Annotated in this window: 17 protein-coding genes; 5 read left to right on the forward strand and 12 right to left on the reverse strand. The window is 33.3% G+C overall.

Going from position 1 to position 17687, the window contains the following annotated elements; all coding sequences use genetic code 11:
• Positions 1–144 precede the first annotated feature (144 nt).
• The 8 genes from NBT05_RS14495 to NBT05_RS14530 all read right to left on the reverse strand — a co-directional run bounded on the left by NBT05_RS14495 (position 145) and on the right by NBT05_RS14530 (position 8127).
• The gene (locus NBT05_RS14495; protein ID WP_265770584.1) at positions 145–684 is read right to left on the reverse strand and encodes a tetratricopeptide repeat protein; all 540 of its coding nucleotides are present in this window, start codon (positions 682–684) and stop codon (positions 145–147) included.
• Positions 685–686: 2 nt separating this feature from the next.
• Entirely contained in the window at positions 687–1382 is a 696-nt protein-coding gene (gene prfH / locus NBT05_RS14500) for a peptide chain release factor H (RefSeq protein ID WP_265770585.1), read from the reverse strand.
• Between the two features lie 14 nt (positions 1383–1396).
• Positions 1397–2788: an RtcB family protein gene (locus tag NBT05_RS14505; protein WP_265770587.1), complete on the reverse strand. Its 1392-nt coding sequence runs from the start codon at positions 2786–2788 to the stop codon at positions 1397–1399.
• A gap of 719 nt (positions 2789–3507) precedes the next feature.
• On the reverse strand, positions 3508–4038 hold the full coding sequence (locus tag NBT05_RS14510; protein ID WP_265770589.1) for a hypothetical protein: 531 nt from the start codon (positions 4036–4038) through the stop codon (positions 3508–3510).
• A 22-nt stretch (positions 4039–4060) separates the two neighbouring features.
• A complete protein-coding gene (locus NBT05_RS14515) occupies positions 4061–5437 on the reverse strand; it encodes an RtcB family protein (protein ID WP_265770590.1) in 1377 nt (458 codons plus the stop codon).
• 309 nt (positions 5438–5746) lie between these two features.
• On the reverse strand, positions 5747–6250 hold the full coding sequence (locus NBT05_RS14520; RefSeq protein WP_265770591.1) for a hypothetical protein: 504 nt from the start codon (positions 6248–6250) through the stop codon (positions 5747–5749).
• A gap of 1 nt (position 6251) precedes the next feature.
• Complete coding sequence (locus NBT05_RS14525) at positions 6252–7307, reverse strand: DNA polymerase beta superfamily protein (RefSeq protein ID WP_265770592.1); 1056 nt, start codon at positions 7305–7307, stop codon at positions 6252–6254.
• Positions 7308–7338: 31 nt separating this feature from the next.
• On the reverse strand, positions 7339–8127 hold the full coding sequence (locus NBT05_RS14530) for a nucleotidyltransferase domain-containing protein (RefSeq protein WP_265770593.1): 789 nt from the start codon (positions 8125–8127) through the stop codon (positions 7339–7341).
• Between the two features lie 151 nt (positions 8128–8278).
• Between NBT05_RS14530 and NBT05_RS14535 the strand changes: the two genes are divergently transcribed.
• Complete coding sequence (locus NBT05_RS14535) at positions 8279–9286, forward strand: helix-turn-helix transcriptional regulator (protein WP_265770594.1); 1008 nt, start codon at positions 8279–8281, stop codon at positions 9284–9286.
• 36 nt (positions 9287–9322) lie between these two features.
• Here NBT05_RS14535 and NBT05_RS14540 read toward each other — a convergent pair whose 3' ends face one another.
• The 3 genes from NBT05_RS14540 to NBT05_RS14550 all read right to left on the reverse strand — a co-directional run bounded on the left by NBT05_RS14540 (position 9323) and on the right by NBT05_RS14550 (position 13492).
• The gene (locus tag NBT05_RS14540) at positions 9323–10456 is read right to left on the reverse strand and encodes an AEC family transporter (protein WP_265770595.1); all 1134 of its coding nucleotides are present in this window, start codon (positions 10454–10456) and stop codon (positions 9323–9325) included.
• 4 nt (positions 10457–10460) lie between these two features.
• Positions 10461–11651, reverse strand: a complete 1191-nt coding sequence (locus NBT05_RS14545) for a pyridoxal phosphate-dependent aminotransferase (protein WP_265770596.1) — start codon at positions 11649–11651, stop codon at positions 10461–10463.
• Positions 11652–12529: 878 nt separating this feature from the next.
• Positions 12530–13492, reverse strand: coding sequence for a lytic polysaccharide monooxygenase (locus NBT05_RS14550; RefSeq protein WP_265770597.1), 963 nt, complete (start codon positions 13490–13492; stop codon positions 12530–12532).
• A 387-nt stretch (positions 13493–13879) separates the two neighbouring features.
• Between NBT05_RS14550 and NBT05_RS14555 the strand changes: the two genes are divergently transcribed.
• From NBT05_RS14555 to NBT05_RS14570, 4 genes are all read left to right on the forward strand, one after another.
• A complete protein-coding gene (locus tag NBT05_RS14555) occupies positions 13880–14479 on the forward strand; it encodes a Crp/Fnr family transcriptional regulator (protein WP_265770598.1) in 600 nt (199 codons plus the stop codon).
• A gap of 52 nt (positions 14480–14531) precedes the next feature.
• Positions 14532–15257, forward strand: coding sequence for an acyl-CoA desaturase (locus NBT05_RS14560; protein WP_265770599.1), 726 nt, complete (start codon positions 14532–14534; stop codon positions 15255–15257).
• 368 nt (positions 15258–15625) lie between these two features.
• Positions 15626–16486 carry a substrate-binding domain-containing protein gene (locus tag NBT05_RS14565; protein WP_265770600.1) on the forward strand — a complete coding sequence of 287 codons (861 nt, stop codon included), beginning with the start codon at positions 15626–15628 and terminating at the stop codon, positions 16484–16486.
• 253 nt (positions 16487–16739) lie between these two features.
• Positions 16740–16904 carry a hypothetical protein gene (locus tag NBT05_RS14570; protein ID WP_265770601.1) on the forward strand — a complete coding sequence of 55 codons (165 nt, stop codon included), beginning with the start codon at positions 16740–16742 and terminating at the stop codon, positions 16902–16904.
• A gap of 3 nt (positions 16905–16907) precedes the next feature.
• Here the strand turns inward: NBT05_RS14570 and ung are convergent, their stop codons facing one another.
• A complete protein-coding gene (gene ung, locus NBT05_RS14575) occupies positions 16908–17573 on the reverse strand; it encodes a uracil-DNA glycosylase (RefSeq protein WP_265770602.1) in 666 nt (221 codons plus the stop codon).
• Between the last annotated feature and the right edge of the window lie 114 nt (positions 17574–17687).

Genomic DNA, 17687 nt, shown 5'->3' on the forward strand with positions numbered 1-17687 from the left:
TCTACTAAAAAATCAAATGTGTACCCGATGAGGATACACCTTTTTACTTATTCACCGAACAAATGTTTTAACGAATAAACTATTCCCCGGTCACCGGAAACACTGATTTCGCCAACCTTTTCAACATACTTTATTTAAATTTTCTTATTTCTTTTTAGATTTCTTAGAAGAAGCTTTAGATCCTTTATGCTTTAATTTGTTTTTCTCGGCAATTTTATTTTTAATCCTGGTCTCTTCTTCTTTTATTTCCTCCAAAAATTGATTATTATAAGTATTTTTTTTTGCTAACTTTATAATTTTCAGTGCTTTTTTATACTTAGCTTTATATTCGTAGAGAATTGCTTTCTTCAAATATATCATCGCTTTATCTATACCTTTTATAGTAATTGCAAAATTAATAAGCTTTTTCGCTTCGCCATAATCCTCGTTCCATATTAATACGTTAATATACTTAGAATATATATCTAGCGCATGCAAGTCCTGCGCTAATGCTTGTTGATAATATTCTTTGGCAACTTCAAAATTTTTAAGCTGTTCTGCGTAAATCTGACCCATTAAACCTAAAGCAATGACGTTATTCTGGTTATAAGATAATGCATAACTTAAAGATTCTACGGCTTCTTCTAAATTATAAGGATAAGCGTCTAACGCCTGGAATATATATTTATCTAATAAATTACTCATTTTTATATTTTTGATTCATCACGTAAATCGTGTTTTAACCGATTTCTTTGATTTTTAAAAGTCTTTTGTTTCATTACTTTTTTAAAATTAGTTCCTTTAAATACTCTAACCGGATTACCTCGTTGTACATGCAAATGATTTTCCCATTGATCGCTTAACGATTCTTTTAGTTTGTTCAATTGAACTTCAAGCAATTTCTCTTTTAATCGCCTTATTGCCATCTTTTTGTTTTGATGTTGTGAACGACTATCCATTGCTACCACTGAAATTCCTGTAGTTATATGAATTGCTCGTACTGCGGAATTAACTTTATTTACATTCTGACCACCGGGACCGGAACTTCGCATTGTTTGAAAAGTGATTTCTTTATCAGATATCTCTTTCATCATGACTGTTTCCAGTTCATAGATTCCAATAAACCAATTTTTTCGTTTATGATATTCACGAAATGTAGATGTTCCGATCCATTGTATAGTACCTATCCATGAGTTTACAAAGGCTTGTAATCCTTCACCTTCTAGCTTTATTGTTGCTGATTGCACGGTTCCATTTTCGGGACCGGATATTCTTTGGATCACGGTATGATTAAGTTTAATTTGTTTTACTTCTTCTATAAAATATTTTAGAACTATAGCAACCACTTGGCAACATTCTGCCGGACCTCTTCCCGCCGTTATTTGTATAATTTTTTGTTTCATTTTACTATTTGTAATTATTTGTCCATTCGCACAATTTTAGGAGTAAACCTTCCTAATATTTCTACTAATTCTTTTTGATTTGCCATTACTTTATGAATATTTTTATAGGCCATGGGTGCTTCGTCAATACCTCCACCCACTAAGGTGACTTCATGAGCTTTCAGCTCTTTTTTTATCTCACTTCGGGTCAAGGTTTCTTTACATTTTCTCCTTGATAATAACCTTCCAGCTCCGTGTGATGCAGATTGCAAACTTTTTTCGTTTCCCAATCCTCTCACTATAAAACCGGGAGCAGTCATCGATCCGGGTATAATACCTAATTCTCCTTTGGCGGCGGGAGTAGCACCTTTTCTATGAACAATACACTCTTCTCCATTGACTTTTTGTTTCCAAGCAAAATTGTGATGATTCTCAATTTTAACGATAGGCTTTGAACCTAACAACTTGGCAATCCTGGCATGTATATCATCATGACATGCTTTTGCATAATCGCCAGCTAGATTCATTGCTAACCAATACTCCTGGCCATCATGAGTGTTTAAATCCAACCAAGCTAACTGTTGTACATGTTTTGGCAACGGACACTGTTTTGTTGCCAAATAAGTATAGTGTTTCGCAATATTGGCACCTAATCCCCTGGATCCGCTATGTGATAATAGTCCGAGGTATTCTCCTGTCGGTAAATCCCATTCATTATCGCTTTCCGTAATGGAAACGGTGCCAAACTCTACAAAATGATTTCCTCCCCCAGAAGTTCCTAATTGCTTGTATGCTTTGTCTTTTAATCTTTTTACAAAAGGAATGGTATTAAATTCATTTCGTTCAAAAATTTCATGATCGTGCTTTACCCTATGCGTTTCATACATTCCAAACTTTGTATGCTCAGAGAGTATGTTCTCTAGCTGATGTTTTTTTCCTTTTAAATAAGAAACAGCAATGGGATATATGGTAAGGCACATTCTACAACCAATGTCAACTCCTACTCCATAAGGAATCACCGAATTTTTTGTAGCTAATACGCCACCAATCGGTAAACCATACCCTGTATGTGCATCAGGCATTAAAGCTCCGGCGACAGCAACTGGTAATTTTAAAGCATCAAATAATTGGTACTTAGCTTGATCTTCAATCTCATTTTCTCCAAAAATCTGAAAGGGGGATCGAATCGCTTTTAAAACTTGCTTTTTCACCTCGACAGGGTTTACTAAACTCTCTGCGATCTTTCCCCAAACTCCATTACCTTGGTAGGCTTCTGGATTGACTAATACCTTTTTGGCCTCTATTAATATTTGTTCTTTTTTTACTCGTTTATGATATCGATTAATATAACCTAAGGTCACATTAATACTATTGTTTTTTGGAAAGCCCAATTTGATAAGGTCTTTTCCACTTAGTTTCTTTCCCATGTTTATAGGTTGTGATATTATTTAATAATGAAAATTCATTATTACTAAAAATGATATATTACATTTCGGAAATTAGAACTAAGGCATTGACAGGAAATTCCTGAAAAAGTAGAAAATAAAAAATCCGAAACTTTTTGTGCTTCGGACTTCTTGATATCTCTAATAAAAGATTAGTTATAAGTGAAGTCCCGAAGCATACTCAAAAAAAGACCTAGTCCCTTTGGAGTCGTAGTAAGTTGCTTTATAAAAGTCATTGTACTTCGGTTTTATAGATTATTCTTAATTTTTTTTGTACACTAATGCTGAATAAGATTAGTGTAACAATTCTATTTTATTGCGATGCAAATATGAAAGAAGTTTTTGAACTATCCAAACAAATTTTTAAATTAATTAACTGATTATTAAATATTTATATAAATTTTAGCCAAAATAATCCCTGTCCGTTTTCCAACGGATATCAGCTTTTCCGGTAATCAATTGTTATGCTGAATTTTATTTTTCAAATGACATTTGATCTGATTGTAATAGTTTTCAAAAAAAATCAATAAAAAAAGCGTCCAATTTCTTGAACGCCCTGTTTATATATCTTATTTCTAATTTACTACCTAAAATCGTTATTAGAAAACAGCTTTTTAGCGTCCTGTATGTGCGGTAAAAATGATAACATAGGCGAAAAATTTGTTTTTCAGTTCGTAATTCGAGTGCAAATATGGGATTATTTATTTAATTGACAAATTCATTTCCTTTTGTAATCTACTTAAAAAATTTTCAGCTATTAAAATTTTGTTGGCATTTAACTTCAGATTTTTTTCTTGAGTTTCATATTTTTTAATATGCTCATCGTGAAGTGGAAATGGAAACCTTCCAGCCCAACTCATAAAAGGTTCTAAATTTATTAGTACATCTTTTTCTTCTGAAGAAAAACATACGTCATACAACTTCATTATATCAAATATATTATGCCCATTACCGCTCCACTTTTTCCTCAATTGTCTAAAATTTTGGATTTTATTACTTTCAATTTTATCCAATTCTTTAAATAGAACATAAGCTTTTACCATAGTTTCGATTGAAGCTGCGTAAATAAGGTTTGTGGAATTAAAAAGTCCTAACATCGTGTTTCTATCTTTTTCCGAACTTTTTAAATTCATTTGTTTTTGAAATAACTTAAGATTTTCCTTTCCAGCTATACTAAGAGATATTGAATGATCTACCCATATCATATAGTCAAGTGATTTTCTTCGTTCCATTTAATTTTTTCTATCATTTAAGTTATTTTCTTCTCCTTTTCTTTTTACGCCAAGGTGCATTTTTTTGCCAGTCCCCTGCCATGATGCATCCATAAGGTAGTACTTCATCTATAACTGTTCCTAAACCAAATTCACCCATTTGATTTCTCACTGTTTTTGCGTTCTTATAGGCACTTGGTAATTCAGTAATATCAATTTCATTTGAAAAAAACCGAATGTCTAAGCCTTTTGTTTCTTCAATAAATATTTCTTGAGTAGTACCCGTTTTACTTTTTCGATGCTGTGTTCTACTCATATTACGCCCGGCTCCATGCGGTGCAAAACCAAGATTTGAATTTGTAGTTTCGCCATTCACAATTAACACAGGTTCTGACATATTTAAAGGAATCAACCTGGGTCCGGTAATGTCCGGCATAAACTTGGGATCTAAGGGAGTCGCCCCTTTAGCATGATAAAACAAGTCGTTATCTTTAAAAACAAAATTATGCTCGTTCCAATATCTATCCTCAGCTTCAACTAATAATGCATTTAACGTTGCATTATGAATGACTTCATGGTTTGTTTTTGTCCATTTTCTGATAATCTGCAAAGCTTCCCAGTAGCTCTGCCCTTCCTCGGTATCAAAAGGAATCCATGCATTTTGTTTTAATGTTTCCGGTGATAATTCTTTTCTGAAACGTTCAGCTATTTTCATTCCCCGGGTATATAAATTAGCTCCCGGCCCCCTGGATCCGTGATGTGTAACCATCATGGTATTGCCTGTTTTTTTTGATTTACCAACAAATAGAAAATGATTTCCATCTCCTTGTGTTCCCAAGTGCGCCCTTGCCGCCTGAATCATTTTTTCGTTATTTAAAAAATAATTCCCTTCAAAATCTTTTAATAATGCTGACGGAAATCGAAATTGCGTATTTCGATCCCTTCCACCCGGGCCAAAATGTGTATTTTGGTGTGCCGCATCCAAAACTTTTTTGGGATCAGCTTTTCCAAAATCAGTTAACATGACCGAACAACAAATATCAGCACTATGCATCCCAGGATGAATCGCATTTTTAGCTACGGCTACTCCACCTACCGGAATAGTACCGTTGGGTCCGGTAGGACAAGCGTCCGGCATGATAGCTCCTTCAACTAAGGTGGGTGTTTTCATCAAGGTTTCCATAGAAGCCACTACCGAATTTACGTTGCTTTCTTCCAGCTCGTTTTCTGCTTTGATATTCATATGAAAAGGTGCCGGCTGTTTCTTTAAATGTTGAACTGGTCCGGGTCTGAATTGTTCTAAATAGGAATGTAAAGCTTCGTCTTTTAGTTGGTTAGTATTGATATATTCAATGGCTTCCGGAAACCATTTTCCAGAAGTAAATCCCATTTCAATTAATGTTTTTCCTGTTATATTCATTTTATTTTTCATAATTCTCATTTCGTAAGCCCCGCCGACTCCTCGTTCGACGGAGCGATTCCTAAACCAATGTTGTTTTTAATTCTGGTACAAATATTAAATGTATGTACGCAATGATTTTGCGTAGATTATATTTATTTGTAGTATTCTTTTTTTAAATCTAACCTGGCATCAATATTTTTAGCTATTTCATATATACTTTTAAAGTAAGGCATAGCGATTTGTGAACATTTTTCTCTTTGTATTTCTGATTGTATTACAGGATCTTTTGTTGAAACACTTATTTCTTTATGAATTGAAACTTCTTTATTAATTCTTTTTTTTTTTCATTTCCTCAAGATTAAATGAATACACCAACATGTTTTTCCGTTTTCCTTTATTAATTTTTTCCATCTCCGCATGTGAAAAAGCATTTCTAATACTATCACGAATTTTATCATTTAAAAATTTCTTTTCATCATCGTCAATAAGATTAGCTTCATAATTTTTTTTTATAGATTCACTCAAAACGAGTTTATCATATTTCTGATATGCCATGTCCAATTTTAGTTTTAGTTCAAAATCATTTATTCCTATTTTCATCCCATAAATTTCTTTACTGATTAATGAAAGTTTTAACATTCTTTCTAATAAATGATTAGTTAGTGTTACTGAAGCTATATATTGTTCAATCATTAAGCAATTGATAATTTGGTATTTAACAGGATTTAAAGCAGATAAAATTGCTAATCTATCATTGAAATAATATTCGAGTGTATCATAGTTTCTAATTACTTTTTCTGTGTAACCTTTCAAAAAAATTTCCTTTGACATATTAATTTTTATAAAATTCTTCTCTTATACTAGCTAATAACTCATTTGCTTTATCCAAATCAGGCTTTTCTATTAAATCCGATTGATCATAAAAAACCTCTAATTCTTCTTTAATTTTCTCAGCTTCTCGAACGAGATCTTTATATTCAAAATCTCCGTTTTTGATTCGTAACAAATGCTCTCGGTCTTTTCTTCTAACATTTACAAATCCTTCCTCAGCAATCTCTTTAGCCATATGCAACAATCGAAACGTATGCATCATATTTTTAGAATCATAGTTCTTACCGTGTGATACATTGTTCGCGTAGCGTTCTTTGTTTCTTTTTTCAACCCAAGTCCAATATTCCTTATACTTTTTACAATAGGACGAATAGCCATCTAGATTAAAATATAGCAATACTATAGGCTGTTCTTCTTTGGGTACTGAACTTACACATACCTCATTGGCGTTTTTACGTGCGATCCCTTGATACCCATTGCTCTCGCTATAAAAGAGATTATAACAGTCTTTCATATGCGGAATTTTTACCAGTCCGCAATATTCTGCTTTTAATTTTTTAACCTCCAAATATTTGCTGAGCCTCATGGATTGCTTTCCATCCCTCACATAACAAAAATCTAAAACAGATTTCCTGTTTTTCTCTACGGGATTAACTATCTTTTTATTTAAACCTCGTGCTTTTCTAATTTGGGTATACGCATAATTTGCGAAGGTATTTTTACATAACTTGGACAGAAAATAGTCTATTTTGATTTGCTCAAAAATTGGGTCTTTAAAGTGTACGCAATCTTCCGGAACATTTAAGAGTTCCAAAATATTTGGATTGTTTTTGGATAGTAATTCTATGAATTTTCTAAGTTCGTAATAAACAATATCGTTCGTTTCATTATTGATTTGTCCTATATAATCTAACGAATAGAATTTTTCTTTCGGTGATATAAAAACACCTCTTATATCCGTATCAGAATTTGCAGTAGCTAATCCGTACGCACGGCTTCCGCTTACACACTCAAATATGATAGATTTAGAAGCTTTTAATTCTGCTATAGTCTTCATTTTGTTAGTTTTTGCTGGTCAAATTGTCCTATTATTTTTCAGTAACACTTTTGAATAGGAAGTGATCCATTCTTTCCATATTAGGTTTTCCCGACGGTAAAGATTTAGCATATTTGTCATTGCTTGCGATAGTTTCCGAAACAAAGCGAAAAAGTTTTTCATTTCGAGAATGTACATAGCTTTCCTTATTTTCAGATTTCACCATCATCAAATCTTTGATTTCTTTCTCTATATTAGGAGATACCAAATACAGCATTTTACTGAAAACTACCGGGGGCAAGGTTTTATATTCTAATATCCATTTACCTGCAATTGTTGTTCTCAAAGCATAAAATAGACTTTTCAATTTTATTGTTGAACCAGTCAGTTTTGCTTCGTACTTTTTACTCATGCTTAGATAATGATACATACCGGCAATAGGTGAAAAGCAATCTTTTGCCATATCTCGTAATTCGACAATCCATTCATTATTTTCTTGATAGGGTATTGGAGAAAATAGATGTTCTAAAGCGGGAACATTAGATTTTTTGAGCAATCGTAAGCTTTTACGTAATTCCCAACCTACAGCATCAAAATCTTCATCTATAAAATCTATTGTATCTCTTTGTTCAGCTAACTTTACGTACCATTCTAAAGGATGCGTGTATAAAAAACGAACATCATAATCGCTATCCGGTGAAGCAAATCCCCAAGCTCTACTTCCGGATTCACAAGCATAAAGAATATTTACTTTTCTACTCTTTTTTATAATACCTAATCTTGTTTTAATATCAAATTGAGTTAAATTTAACTTTTCCGTTGTATGTTGCTGTAGTTCCATAATTTTCCTTTCGTGAGCCCCGCTGACTCCTCGTTCGACGGAGCGATTCCTAAACCAATGTTGTTTTTAATTCTGGTACAAATATTAAATGTATATGCGCAATGATTTTGCGTAGTAAAAATTAAACTCTATTTTTTAAGAAAATTTAAGAATGGCACTGAATAAAAATGCATTGATACGTTATAAAACAATAGATAAATGCTTACAAAATAATAACCGTAAGTGGACCTTAGACAATCTGATTGATGCTTGTTCTGACGCATTGTATGAATATGAAGGACGGGATGTTAATGTCAGTAAACGTACCATACAATTAGATATTCAAATGATGCGCAGTGACAAATTAGGTTATAATGCACCTATTGAAGTTTATGATAAAAAATATTACCGGTACGTAGATGATTCCTACTCCATTACCGATATTCCTTTGACTGAAAATGACATGAATGTACTATCTGAAACGGTTGAGATGTTAAAGCAGTTTAAAGATTTCTCTTTGTTCTCTGAACTAGGTGGTATCATTCAAAGATTGGAAGACAAAGTGTATACAGAAAAAACGCATCAATCTGCAGTTATACATTTAGATAAAAACGAAAAGCTTAAAGGATTGGAACACCTTGATGTATTATACCAGGCCATTTTGAAAAAAATGGTTTTAAAAATAACCTATCAATCATTTAAAGCTGAGAAACCTTCAGTTATAACTTTTCATCCATTTATTTTAAAGGAATTTAATAATCGGTGGTTCCTGATAGGAAAAACATCTACTAAAAAACCCATCTTAACGTTTGCATTGGACAGAATTATAGGCATTGATTATGATTCATCTCTCAATTATCTGGACGAAAACTTTAACGGAGATCGTTACTACAAAGATGTAATCGGAGTCACGGTATCTAATACCCGAGCCGAACGTATTCAATTCTGGGTTAATAAAAGCAATGCTCCTTATGTATTGACCAAACCCTTCCACCGCTCGCAACGTCTTATACAAGAAACTGAAAACGGATGCATCTTTAATATACTCGTACAGGTTAATTTTGAATTAGAACGAATGATCCTCGGCTTCGGAGATGCTATTGAAGTTTTAAAACCAGCGAAATTAAGGAGGCGGATTCAAAACAAATTAAAAATTGCTCTGGAACGTTATGAGGATTGAATGGACATGATTTAAGGTCAATTTACATACAGTATTTTAAGCCTTCTTATAATCCAACCACTTAAACCATACTGCTTTCCCATGAGCCAATACTCCCCTACCATCTTTTAGCCGAATCCAGAAAGTTAAAGCAAAACCAATACCCAGGCATGCTAGTGCTACACCTACAATATGCAGGGGTACCATCATAAAATCAGGATTCAGCATAATCAGCATAATAATTAAAGTGGATAATGGAAAAGATAAAGCTAGTAGATTGATCGCTGTAGCACTTTCAAATGTTTTTTCTTTTCCAACTTCTCTTTTTTCCTTTTCGCTAATACTGGCAATATGAGCATACGGCCAAAAACTACAGGCACTTAGGGAAAAAGCTAATATCCAAAGTACATCTTCCCTTACCGATAGCTGCATAACCCAAATTACCCCGGCACTGATAAGCATGACAATGCCCGCGCGAATGATTAAAACCGAAAGAAGTTTAATACATTGTTCTTTTCGGATTTTCACCGCTAAACCTATAAATATCATCACTAAAGGAGTCATCAAAAAACTCAACTTTTGTAAGGTACTTTGTGCAAGTATAGGTAAATTCCTAAAGGAAAAACCAAAACTCATCAAAGCGAGAGCGACTAAAATTAATAAGGTCACAGGTTCTGAAAATAAGGTAACCAATAAAGATTTTAATTTCCCTTTTTCCGATTCTCTATGAGAACTTTGCTTAAAATACCATCGTGTAGCAATACTGTATAAAATAATTAATACAAACACTTTATTACCTAAGTCCGCCATTGCAGCCTTAGCCAGGTATTTTTGACCTAGAAGTTCAGCAATAAAGGGAAAACATGATAAACCCGGGGCTAATGACGGAATCATCAGACGCATAGTCCTGTAATCCGGGCTGTCTTTTTTAAAACCCACCAAAGGTAAAATAAAAGGAAATAGGTAAAACAAAAGTAGGTTGATTCCCAAAGCAATCAGGGGAAATCCTAGTAATTCCGGGTCTATATCAATACCCATTAAAGCAATAAAAATTGTAGCAGGTAAGGCAAGATTTAGAATAATTTTTTTTAAACCCTGTATTTCTGCTTTCGAATTAAATTTACGCTTTAAAAGAAATCCTATACCTATAAAAATTCCAAATAATATTGTTTTCTGAACTGTTGCATCCATAAATTTATACCAGGATTTCAGAAATAGATTCGGTAAAAATTTTCATTTCATCCATGGTACCAATACTTACCCTACACCAGTTTTGATCCCAAAATTTAAAAGCACGTACTACCACCTTTTTATCATATATTTTTTCCAGGAATTCATTACCATCCATATCTATAGGAAAAATTACAAAGTTAGTCTCTGATGGCATGGGTACGATTCCCATTTCTTTAAGGAAATTAGTAGTATATGTTCGTGCTTCTACAATCTTTTGTTTTGTAGAGACCAGAAATTCAGTATCATCTATACTAGTATAAGCTGCTGCGATGGTCGGTCCGGAAATTCCCATACCCCCCCGGGTGATTTCCTGAATTTTTTCTAATAAAGTAGTAGCACCCATCATATATCCGATTCGCAAACCGGCCATACCATGAATCTTAGAAAACGTTCTGGAAATTAAAACATTTTTACCTTCAGCAACTAGAGATACCATACTATTAGCCACATCTCCATCAGTAAGTTCAATATAGGCTTCATCGATAAAAACCGGTACTTTTTCAGAAACACGTGCGCAAAAATCTTTTAGCTTCTTAGTATCTGTTAAGGTTGCAGTAGGATTATTAGGGTTTGTAATATAAACTAGTTTGGTTTGATCGTCAATAGCTGCTTCCATAGCTTCCAGGTCATGCTGATAATCTGCAGTAAGTTTAATAGCTTTCCAGTCTCCTCCGAAAGCTTTGGCCACACTGACTAAAGACATGTAACTCGGATCAGCACTCACTACATTGCCACCGTTTTGAAATAATACCAGCGCTGTTTTTTCTAACAAATCCGAAGAACCGGGACCCATCATAATTTGATCAGGCTCCACACCTTCCTTCGTTGCAATTTTTTTTACCAGTTCTCCTAAAGATTTCCAGGAATAATGATTTCCTTCAAATACCTTTTCTTGAAAAGCCTTAGCAGCCTTTTTTGAAGGGCCATAGGGATTTTCATTCCACACCAGACGAGCTTTTATGGTGCTTAAATCCGGAAATTTAGGAGGCGTAAACTCATCAAAAACTGAGTTTTGATATAAAAATTTACGATTGTTTTGTTGCGCATTAATCACCGTATTTGACCACATCTCTGACGGGACAATAGTCATGGCACCAAATGTCAAAAATCCTTTTTTAAGCCAATCTCTTCTGTTAATTTGCGTAGTTCTCATAGCACCTTATTTTAATTAGAATTTGCTTGTTTAAATTACTAATTTATAACTATAACCATGAGAATAATTATTTAAAAATCAATAGGTTATTTTGTGTAGTCTTTAAAAAAAATTATAAAAAATAACGAAATTGATTACCACATAATATAAGGTTACTTCACCTAATAGAAACCCAATTCGGTATTGCATCTGGGTTTTAATTTTAATTTCTAGAAGCGATAACAATCGGATATATGACAAATTTCCGTAAATAGAATTTTTATAATTTTTCAATTTCCAAAATTGCTTGATCTTATTGAGTTTTTGTTTCTGAAAAATCAATTTATCAGCAAAACCGGAAATTTGTCGTACACCCAAGACCCCAAAGGTTTCCAAAACCTTTGGGGTCTTAACAATTACTTGTAACTCATATGTTATTGCCTTATTCAATGCGGGTAGTACGAATAACCCGTTAGAAGGTACGCTACGATTCGGGATTTCTTTTAATTTTGGGCAGCAGTATTAGGATAGATAATATATGGGTATTAGTACCTATTGTTAAACGATGATCATTTTAAAAAGTTAAAAGGCTCCCGGGTGTACGACAAATTTCCGTAAATAGAGATTTTTATAATTTTTCAATTTCTAAAATTGCTTGATCTTATTGAGTTTTTGTTTCTGAAAAATCAATTTATCAGCAAAACCGGAAATTTGTCGTACACCTTAACAATTTTAAATTTTAACCGGACACTAATGATTCAAATATCAAATTTTTGCTAAGAAATCAAAGAATACCATAAAACACATACAAAACCCCTATCCTTCTTTAGAGAATAGGGTTTTATCAATTTAAATATAATACTATTAGAAAGGAACTTAAGAGTTACCGTAAAATCCTATTATTTTCTAATTACCATACGTCTGGTTTCAGAATAATCTCCTGTTCTAAATACGTAGAAATATACTCCGGCTTCGTTTTTATCATCCGCATTAAAAACTATTTCATGCTCTCCCGCACCTTTCTCCGTATTAATTAAAGTTTTTACTTTCTGTCCTAAAATATTATACACGGTAATATTTACCGGAGATTTTTTTTGTAAAGAATATTTAATGGTACTTTTAGAAGTAAAAGGATTCGGATAATTTTGTTCTACCGCTCCTAACTTGGACTTTTCAAAAGAATCTACATCTAATGTATTGTTTCCAAAATCAATATCACTGGTTGAATAAAAAGCTTCCGGAGTTTTAGATCGCTGCCAAATGCTATACAATACGTGTTTTCCGGTTCTTTCAGGTAATACTACATCTATTTTATCTTCAGAAGAAAGTGGTCTGCCACCAGTTCGTTTAAGTAGCTCAATACTATCCCAGGTTAAGGGTTGATTTGGCGTCCATCCTTCTTTAGTAATATAGACTTCATAATATAAAGTCTCATGTGGTGCAGTAATAGTCCAAGTGAGGGTGAAAGGTCCCGGAGTAACTGGTGTAGCCACCCAGTCATCTCTAACCTGATCCAGCCCTCCGAATTTGTCAGGACGACCGGCGCTTGCCAGGTTCCCATCATTGATAATCTTACGGTGTTCCCCACCGGCATCCATTCTCGCAACTTCAGTCCAGTCATAAAACGCCTGCGTACCCCAACCTTTTACGGCTGCATCACAAGCAGGAGAGTCCGGACTTTCAGGGTTTTCTTGAAAACATACCCAAACTCGACTTGGAGGACTGGTCACCGTACCATGGGTAAAAACAGGTTGAAAAGATGCTAAAGTAAGTGCCGTACAGCACAGGGTTTTGGAATGAAGTACTACAGTTTTCCATAGATGGTTTTTCCTAAAACGTTGAGAACGTAATTTAAGTTTCATAAGCTGAATAAATAATTAATAATTGTGTTAGTAACCTTAAAAAGGTCAATCAAATTAACTCATTTTATCCCACTTTATTGTTTAAATCGTAAAAAATCAGGAGAAATTAATGAATATTAAACCAATATGATAATTAAAATAATAGTTTTCAGAGTGTTAAGCTACTCTTAAATTTTATATTTTTTCCACTTTATTTTAAAAAGTACTTTAACCAAAACGTATAGAAGTGAAATGAAGGATACTTCTTTTATAAATTGAAATTCCTAACTTTCTAAAAAAACACAATTGTATATACTCAACCTTATCCTTTATTATGCAATACTTAAAAAAAGTATTTTACGAAGCTGAGTATCGCTTATATTATAAAGGCTTATTATCTTTAGCCTCATGAAAGATTCTCGTATTGAAACAACATTAACCGTAGTTCGAAACTATCTCGAAAAGTTTTCATCGATTACGGATTCGGATTGGGAGTTTTTCTCTTCTAGGCTTATTCCCAGGCAGATTGCTAAAAAAACCACGTTTCTAAAACTCAACTCCGTAGAAAGCACTATTTCTTTTATCGTATCCGGAATGGTACGCTTATATATACCCGAAAGTGAAGATTCTAAAGAAATTACCTTTGGCTTTTCTTTTCAGGAACAATTTATAAGTGCTTACGATTCGTTTTTAACCCGAACACCTTCTCAATACGAGCTACAAACTTTAACGGACACTTCACTTCTTACTATGACTTATGAAAATTTACAGGAAGTTTATAAAACTACTCAAATTGGAAATTTAATTGGAAGGCTTACAGCTGAACGCCTATTTCTTATAAAATCAAAAAGAGAACAAACCTTACTACAAAATACCGCAGAAGAACGCTATTTGAATATTTTTAAATATCATCCGGAAATGATACAGAGAATACCTCTTAAATATATCAGTTCATACATAGGGGTTACCCCTCAGGCACTTAGCCGCATTAGAAAAAAAATTACTTAACCCGGGTTCATTGTTTACCAACTTAACTCCTGATACCTTTGAGTAAAAAACTATGGCAATTGTTATACTGGTACTGTTTTTATGGTATTCAGGACTATTTTTTCAGTCCTTCTTTTTACACCGTTACGCAGCGCATCAGGTATTCACCATGTCCAAAGCAACCGAACGTATCGCTTTTATACTTACCTGGATTTGTCAGGGATCTAGTTACTTAAGTGCTTATGGCTATGGTATTATGCATAGAATCCATCATGCCTATACCGATACAGAAAAAGATCCGCATTCCCCTAAATACGATAAAAATATGTTTGCTATGATGTGGAAAACCAAAAATATATACCAGGATATCAATAAACAGCGTATTCAAGTTGATGCTAAATTTTTAAAGAATGTACCGCAGTGGAAATCTTTTGACCGTATCGCCGGATCTCGTATTTCCCGTATTGGATGGATGTTGGTATATACGTTATTGTTTGTCTGGTTGGTAACTGCATGGTGGCAGTGGTTACTACTTCCGGTAGTATTTTTAATGGCACCTATACACGGAGTAATAGTAAACTGGTTTGGTCATATCTACGGGTATCAAAATTTTAAAACCAGTGATACCTCTAAGAATTTATTTAAATTTGATTTCTTAATGATGGGCGAAGGTTATCATAACAATCACCATTACCGTAGCACCCGAGCAAACTTTGGCGGAGTACGTTGGCATGAAATTGACATCACTTATGTCATAATCAGAATGCTTAATAAAGTCAGAATTATTAAACTTGCCTAAAAAGATTATAAAATTATAGGAATGAATAACTATTTAAAATTATAGCGATTCATTCCAAAAAACCTATATATAGTAGGATGCTATTTAAGAAAAACAGGTAATAACACTAAAGATCGCCATTCCTAAAGTAAGCACAGAAATAAATATACCTGTAACGTTGTCAAACGTATCCTTATTATAGTGTACTGTTTTTACCTTAACTTGATTACTGTTCAAGAAATTATTTGGTAAATTCTTATTATTAAAATTATCTTGCTTTGAAGAAATCATAAGTGATATATTAATTATTCACTCAAATATACAGGAAATACTTTTAGCAAAACGTTAAAATGCAATTTATTTCGATGAAAAACATATTATGTTAATTTATGAGTAAAAAAAATATTAAAATTGGTGGAGTTCCGGAACATTTTAACCTTCCCTGGCATTTGCTAATTGAAGACAAGCCTGTATCCCTACAAAAAGTGAATTTGGAATGGAAAGATTTTAAAGGAGGTACCGGTGCTATGTGTAAAGCTTTACGGACTAAAGAAATTGATGTAGCTATCATCTTAACCGAAGGCATTATAAAAGATATGCTAGCTGGCAATCCATCCCGAATAGTTCAAACTTACGTACAATCCCCTTTGTTATGGGGAATTCACGTAGATGCCAAATCTGAAATTAAAACCGTAAATGATTTAAAACAAAAGAGTGCTGCTATAAGTCGCTATGGGTCTGGTTCATACTTAATGGCATATGTTTTAGCTTCACAACAAAACTGGGATTTGGATTCCCTTGAATTTAAGGTTATTAAAAACCTGGAAGGTGCTGTAGAAGCTTTGACTCAAAAGGAAGCGGATTATTTTATGTGGGAGCACTTTACGACCAAACCATTGGTTGATAAAGGAATCTTTAGAAGAATAGGTGATTGTCCTACTCCCTGGCCTTGCTTTGTAATTGCAGTTCGCGAAGAAATTATTACTACTCACAAAAGTGAAATTAAAGTATTACTTGACGAACTCAATATGGTTACAAGTGCCTTTAAAAAGATTGAAAATATAGAAACTATTATAGCAAATCGTTACGATCAGAAGGAAGAAGATGTTAAAAAATGGTTAAATATTACGAAATGGAGTCAGTCTTTACTCTCTCCTAAAGAAGTAGAAAATGTACAAAATACCTTATTGAAATTACGGTTAATTGCTCAAAAATTGGAATATAATAAGATTATACACACTATTTCGTAAGATTTAAAAAAGGGAAAAAGTATAAAATTTAGATAAGTATTGAGAATATGATAATTTGTAATGGGGTTAATTTTAAAAATTATAATGTGTTAACCTAAATTTATGAATTTCGTTAAATATATCATTAGTAAGCAAATACAAGTCCAGGAATGTAGAAAAAAATGTATTTTTGTTATACCCTGGATTACTAAAAATTAATAACGGAACGCAACCACTTGAAAATTTTTGCATCTAATAGGTAAATAACAGCAATATGGTAACCTTCTTAATGATTCTTTTAGGCTTAGTTAGTTTAAATTTTATTTTATTAAAATACAGTACACAATCTGTTGATAAGAAAAAGACAAAAACTAAAAAGCAACAGGTAGTCAATCCTTATACTAAAGAAAAGGAAGGAGAAATTGCAAAAGCTGCTTAAAACCTACCAATCAATTTCTGACTGATTTGTTTCTGATAAGTAAGCATTTGCTTGACTGAAATGTTTATTACCAAACCAATACCCCCGGTTTGCACTTAATGGTGAAGGATGACCACTGGTTAATACCAGATGCTTAGTTGCATCAATTTTAGCTCCCTTTTTCTTAGCATACCCACCCCAAAGCATAAATATAACATCGGTTTTTCGGTCAGAAATCGTTTTAATTACTGCATCGGTAAATTTTTCCCAACCTTTATTCTGATGAGAACCCGCTTGATGTGCGCGTACCGTTAACGTGGCATTCAATAATAAAACCCCTTGCTTTGCCCAACGAATTAAATTTCCATGGATAGGTGGTTTTTCTCCAATATCCTCCTCTATTTCCCTAAAGATATTAATTAAAGAAGGAGGTATAGCGATCCCTTCCGGAACAGAAAATGCCAGTCCATGTGCCTGACCGGGACCATGATAAGGATCCTGACCTATAATAACCACTTTCACTTCATCAAAACTGCAATAAGAGAAGGCTGCAAAGATATCCTTACCTTTAGGGTAGCAGGTAGCGCTTGTATATTCTGATTTAACAAAGGAAACCAGGTCTTTAAAATAAGGTTTTTCAAACTCTTCTTTTAAATGTTCTTTCCAGCTTTGTTCAATATTTACATCCATCAAGACAATAGTTAATACGTCAATTGTTTACATTTACAAAAGGTTAAAATAACGGATAAACCTTAAACAAAAGTGCCCGAACAATCTTTTGGCATTTATTTATAAGACGTTTAT

Source organism: Aquimarina sp. ERC-38 (genome assembly GCF_026222555.1).
GTDB lineage: Bacteria > Bacteroidota > Bacteroidia > Flavobacteriales > Flavobacteriaceae > Aquimarina.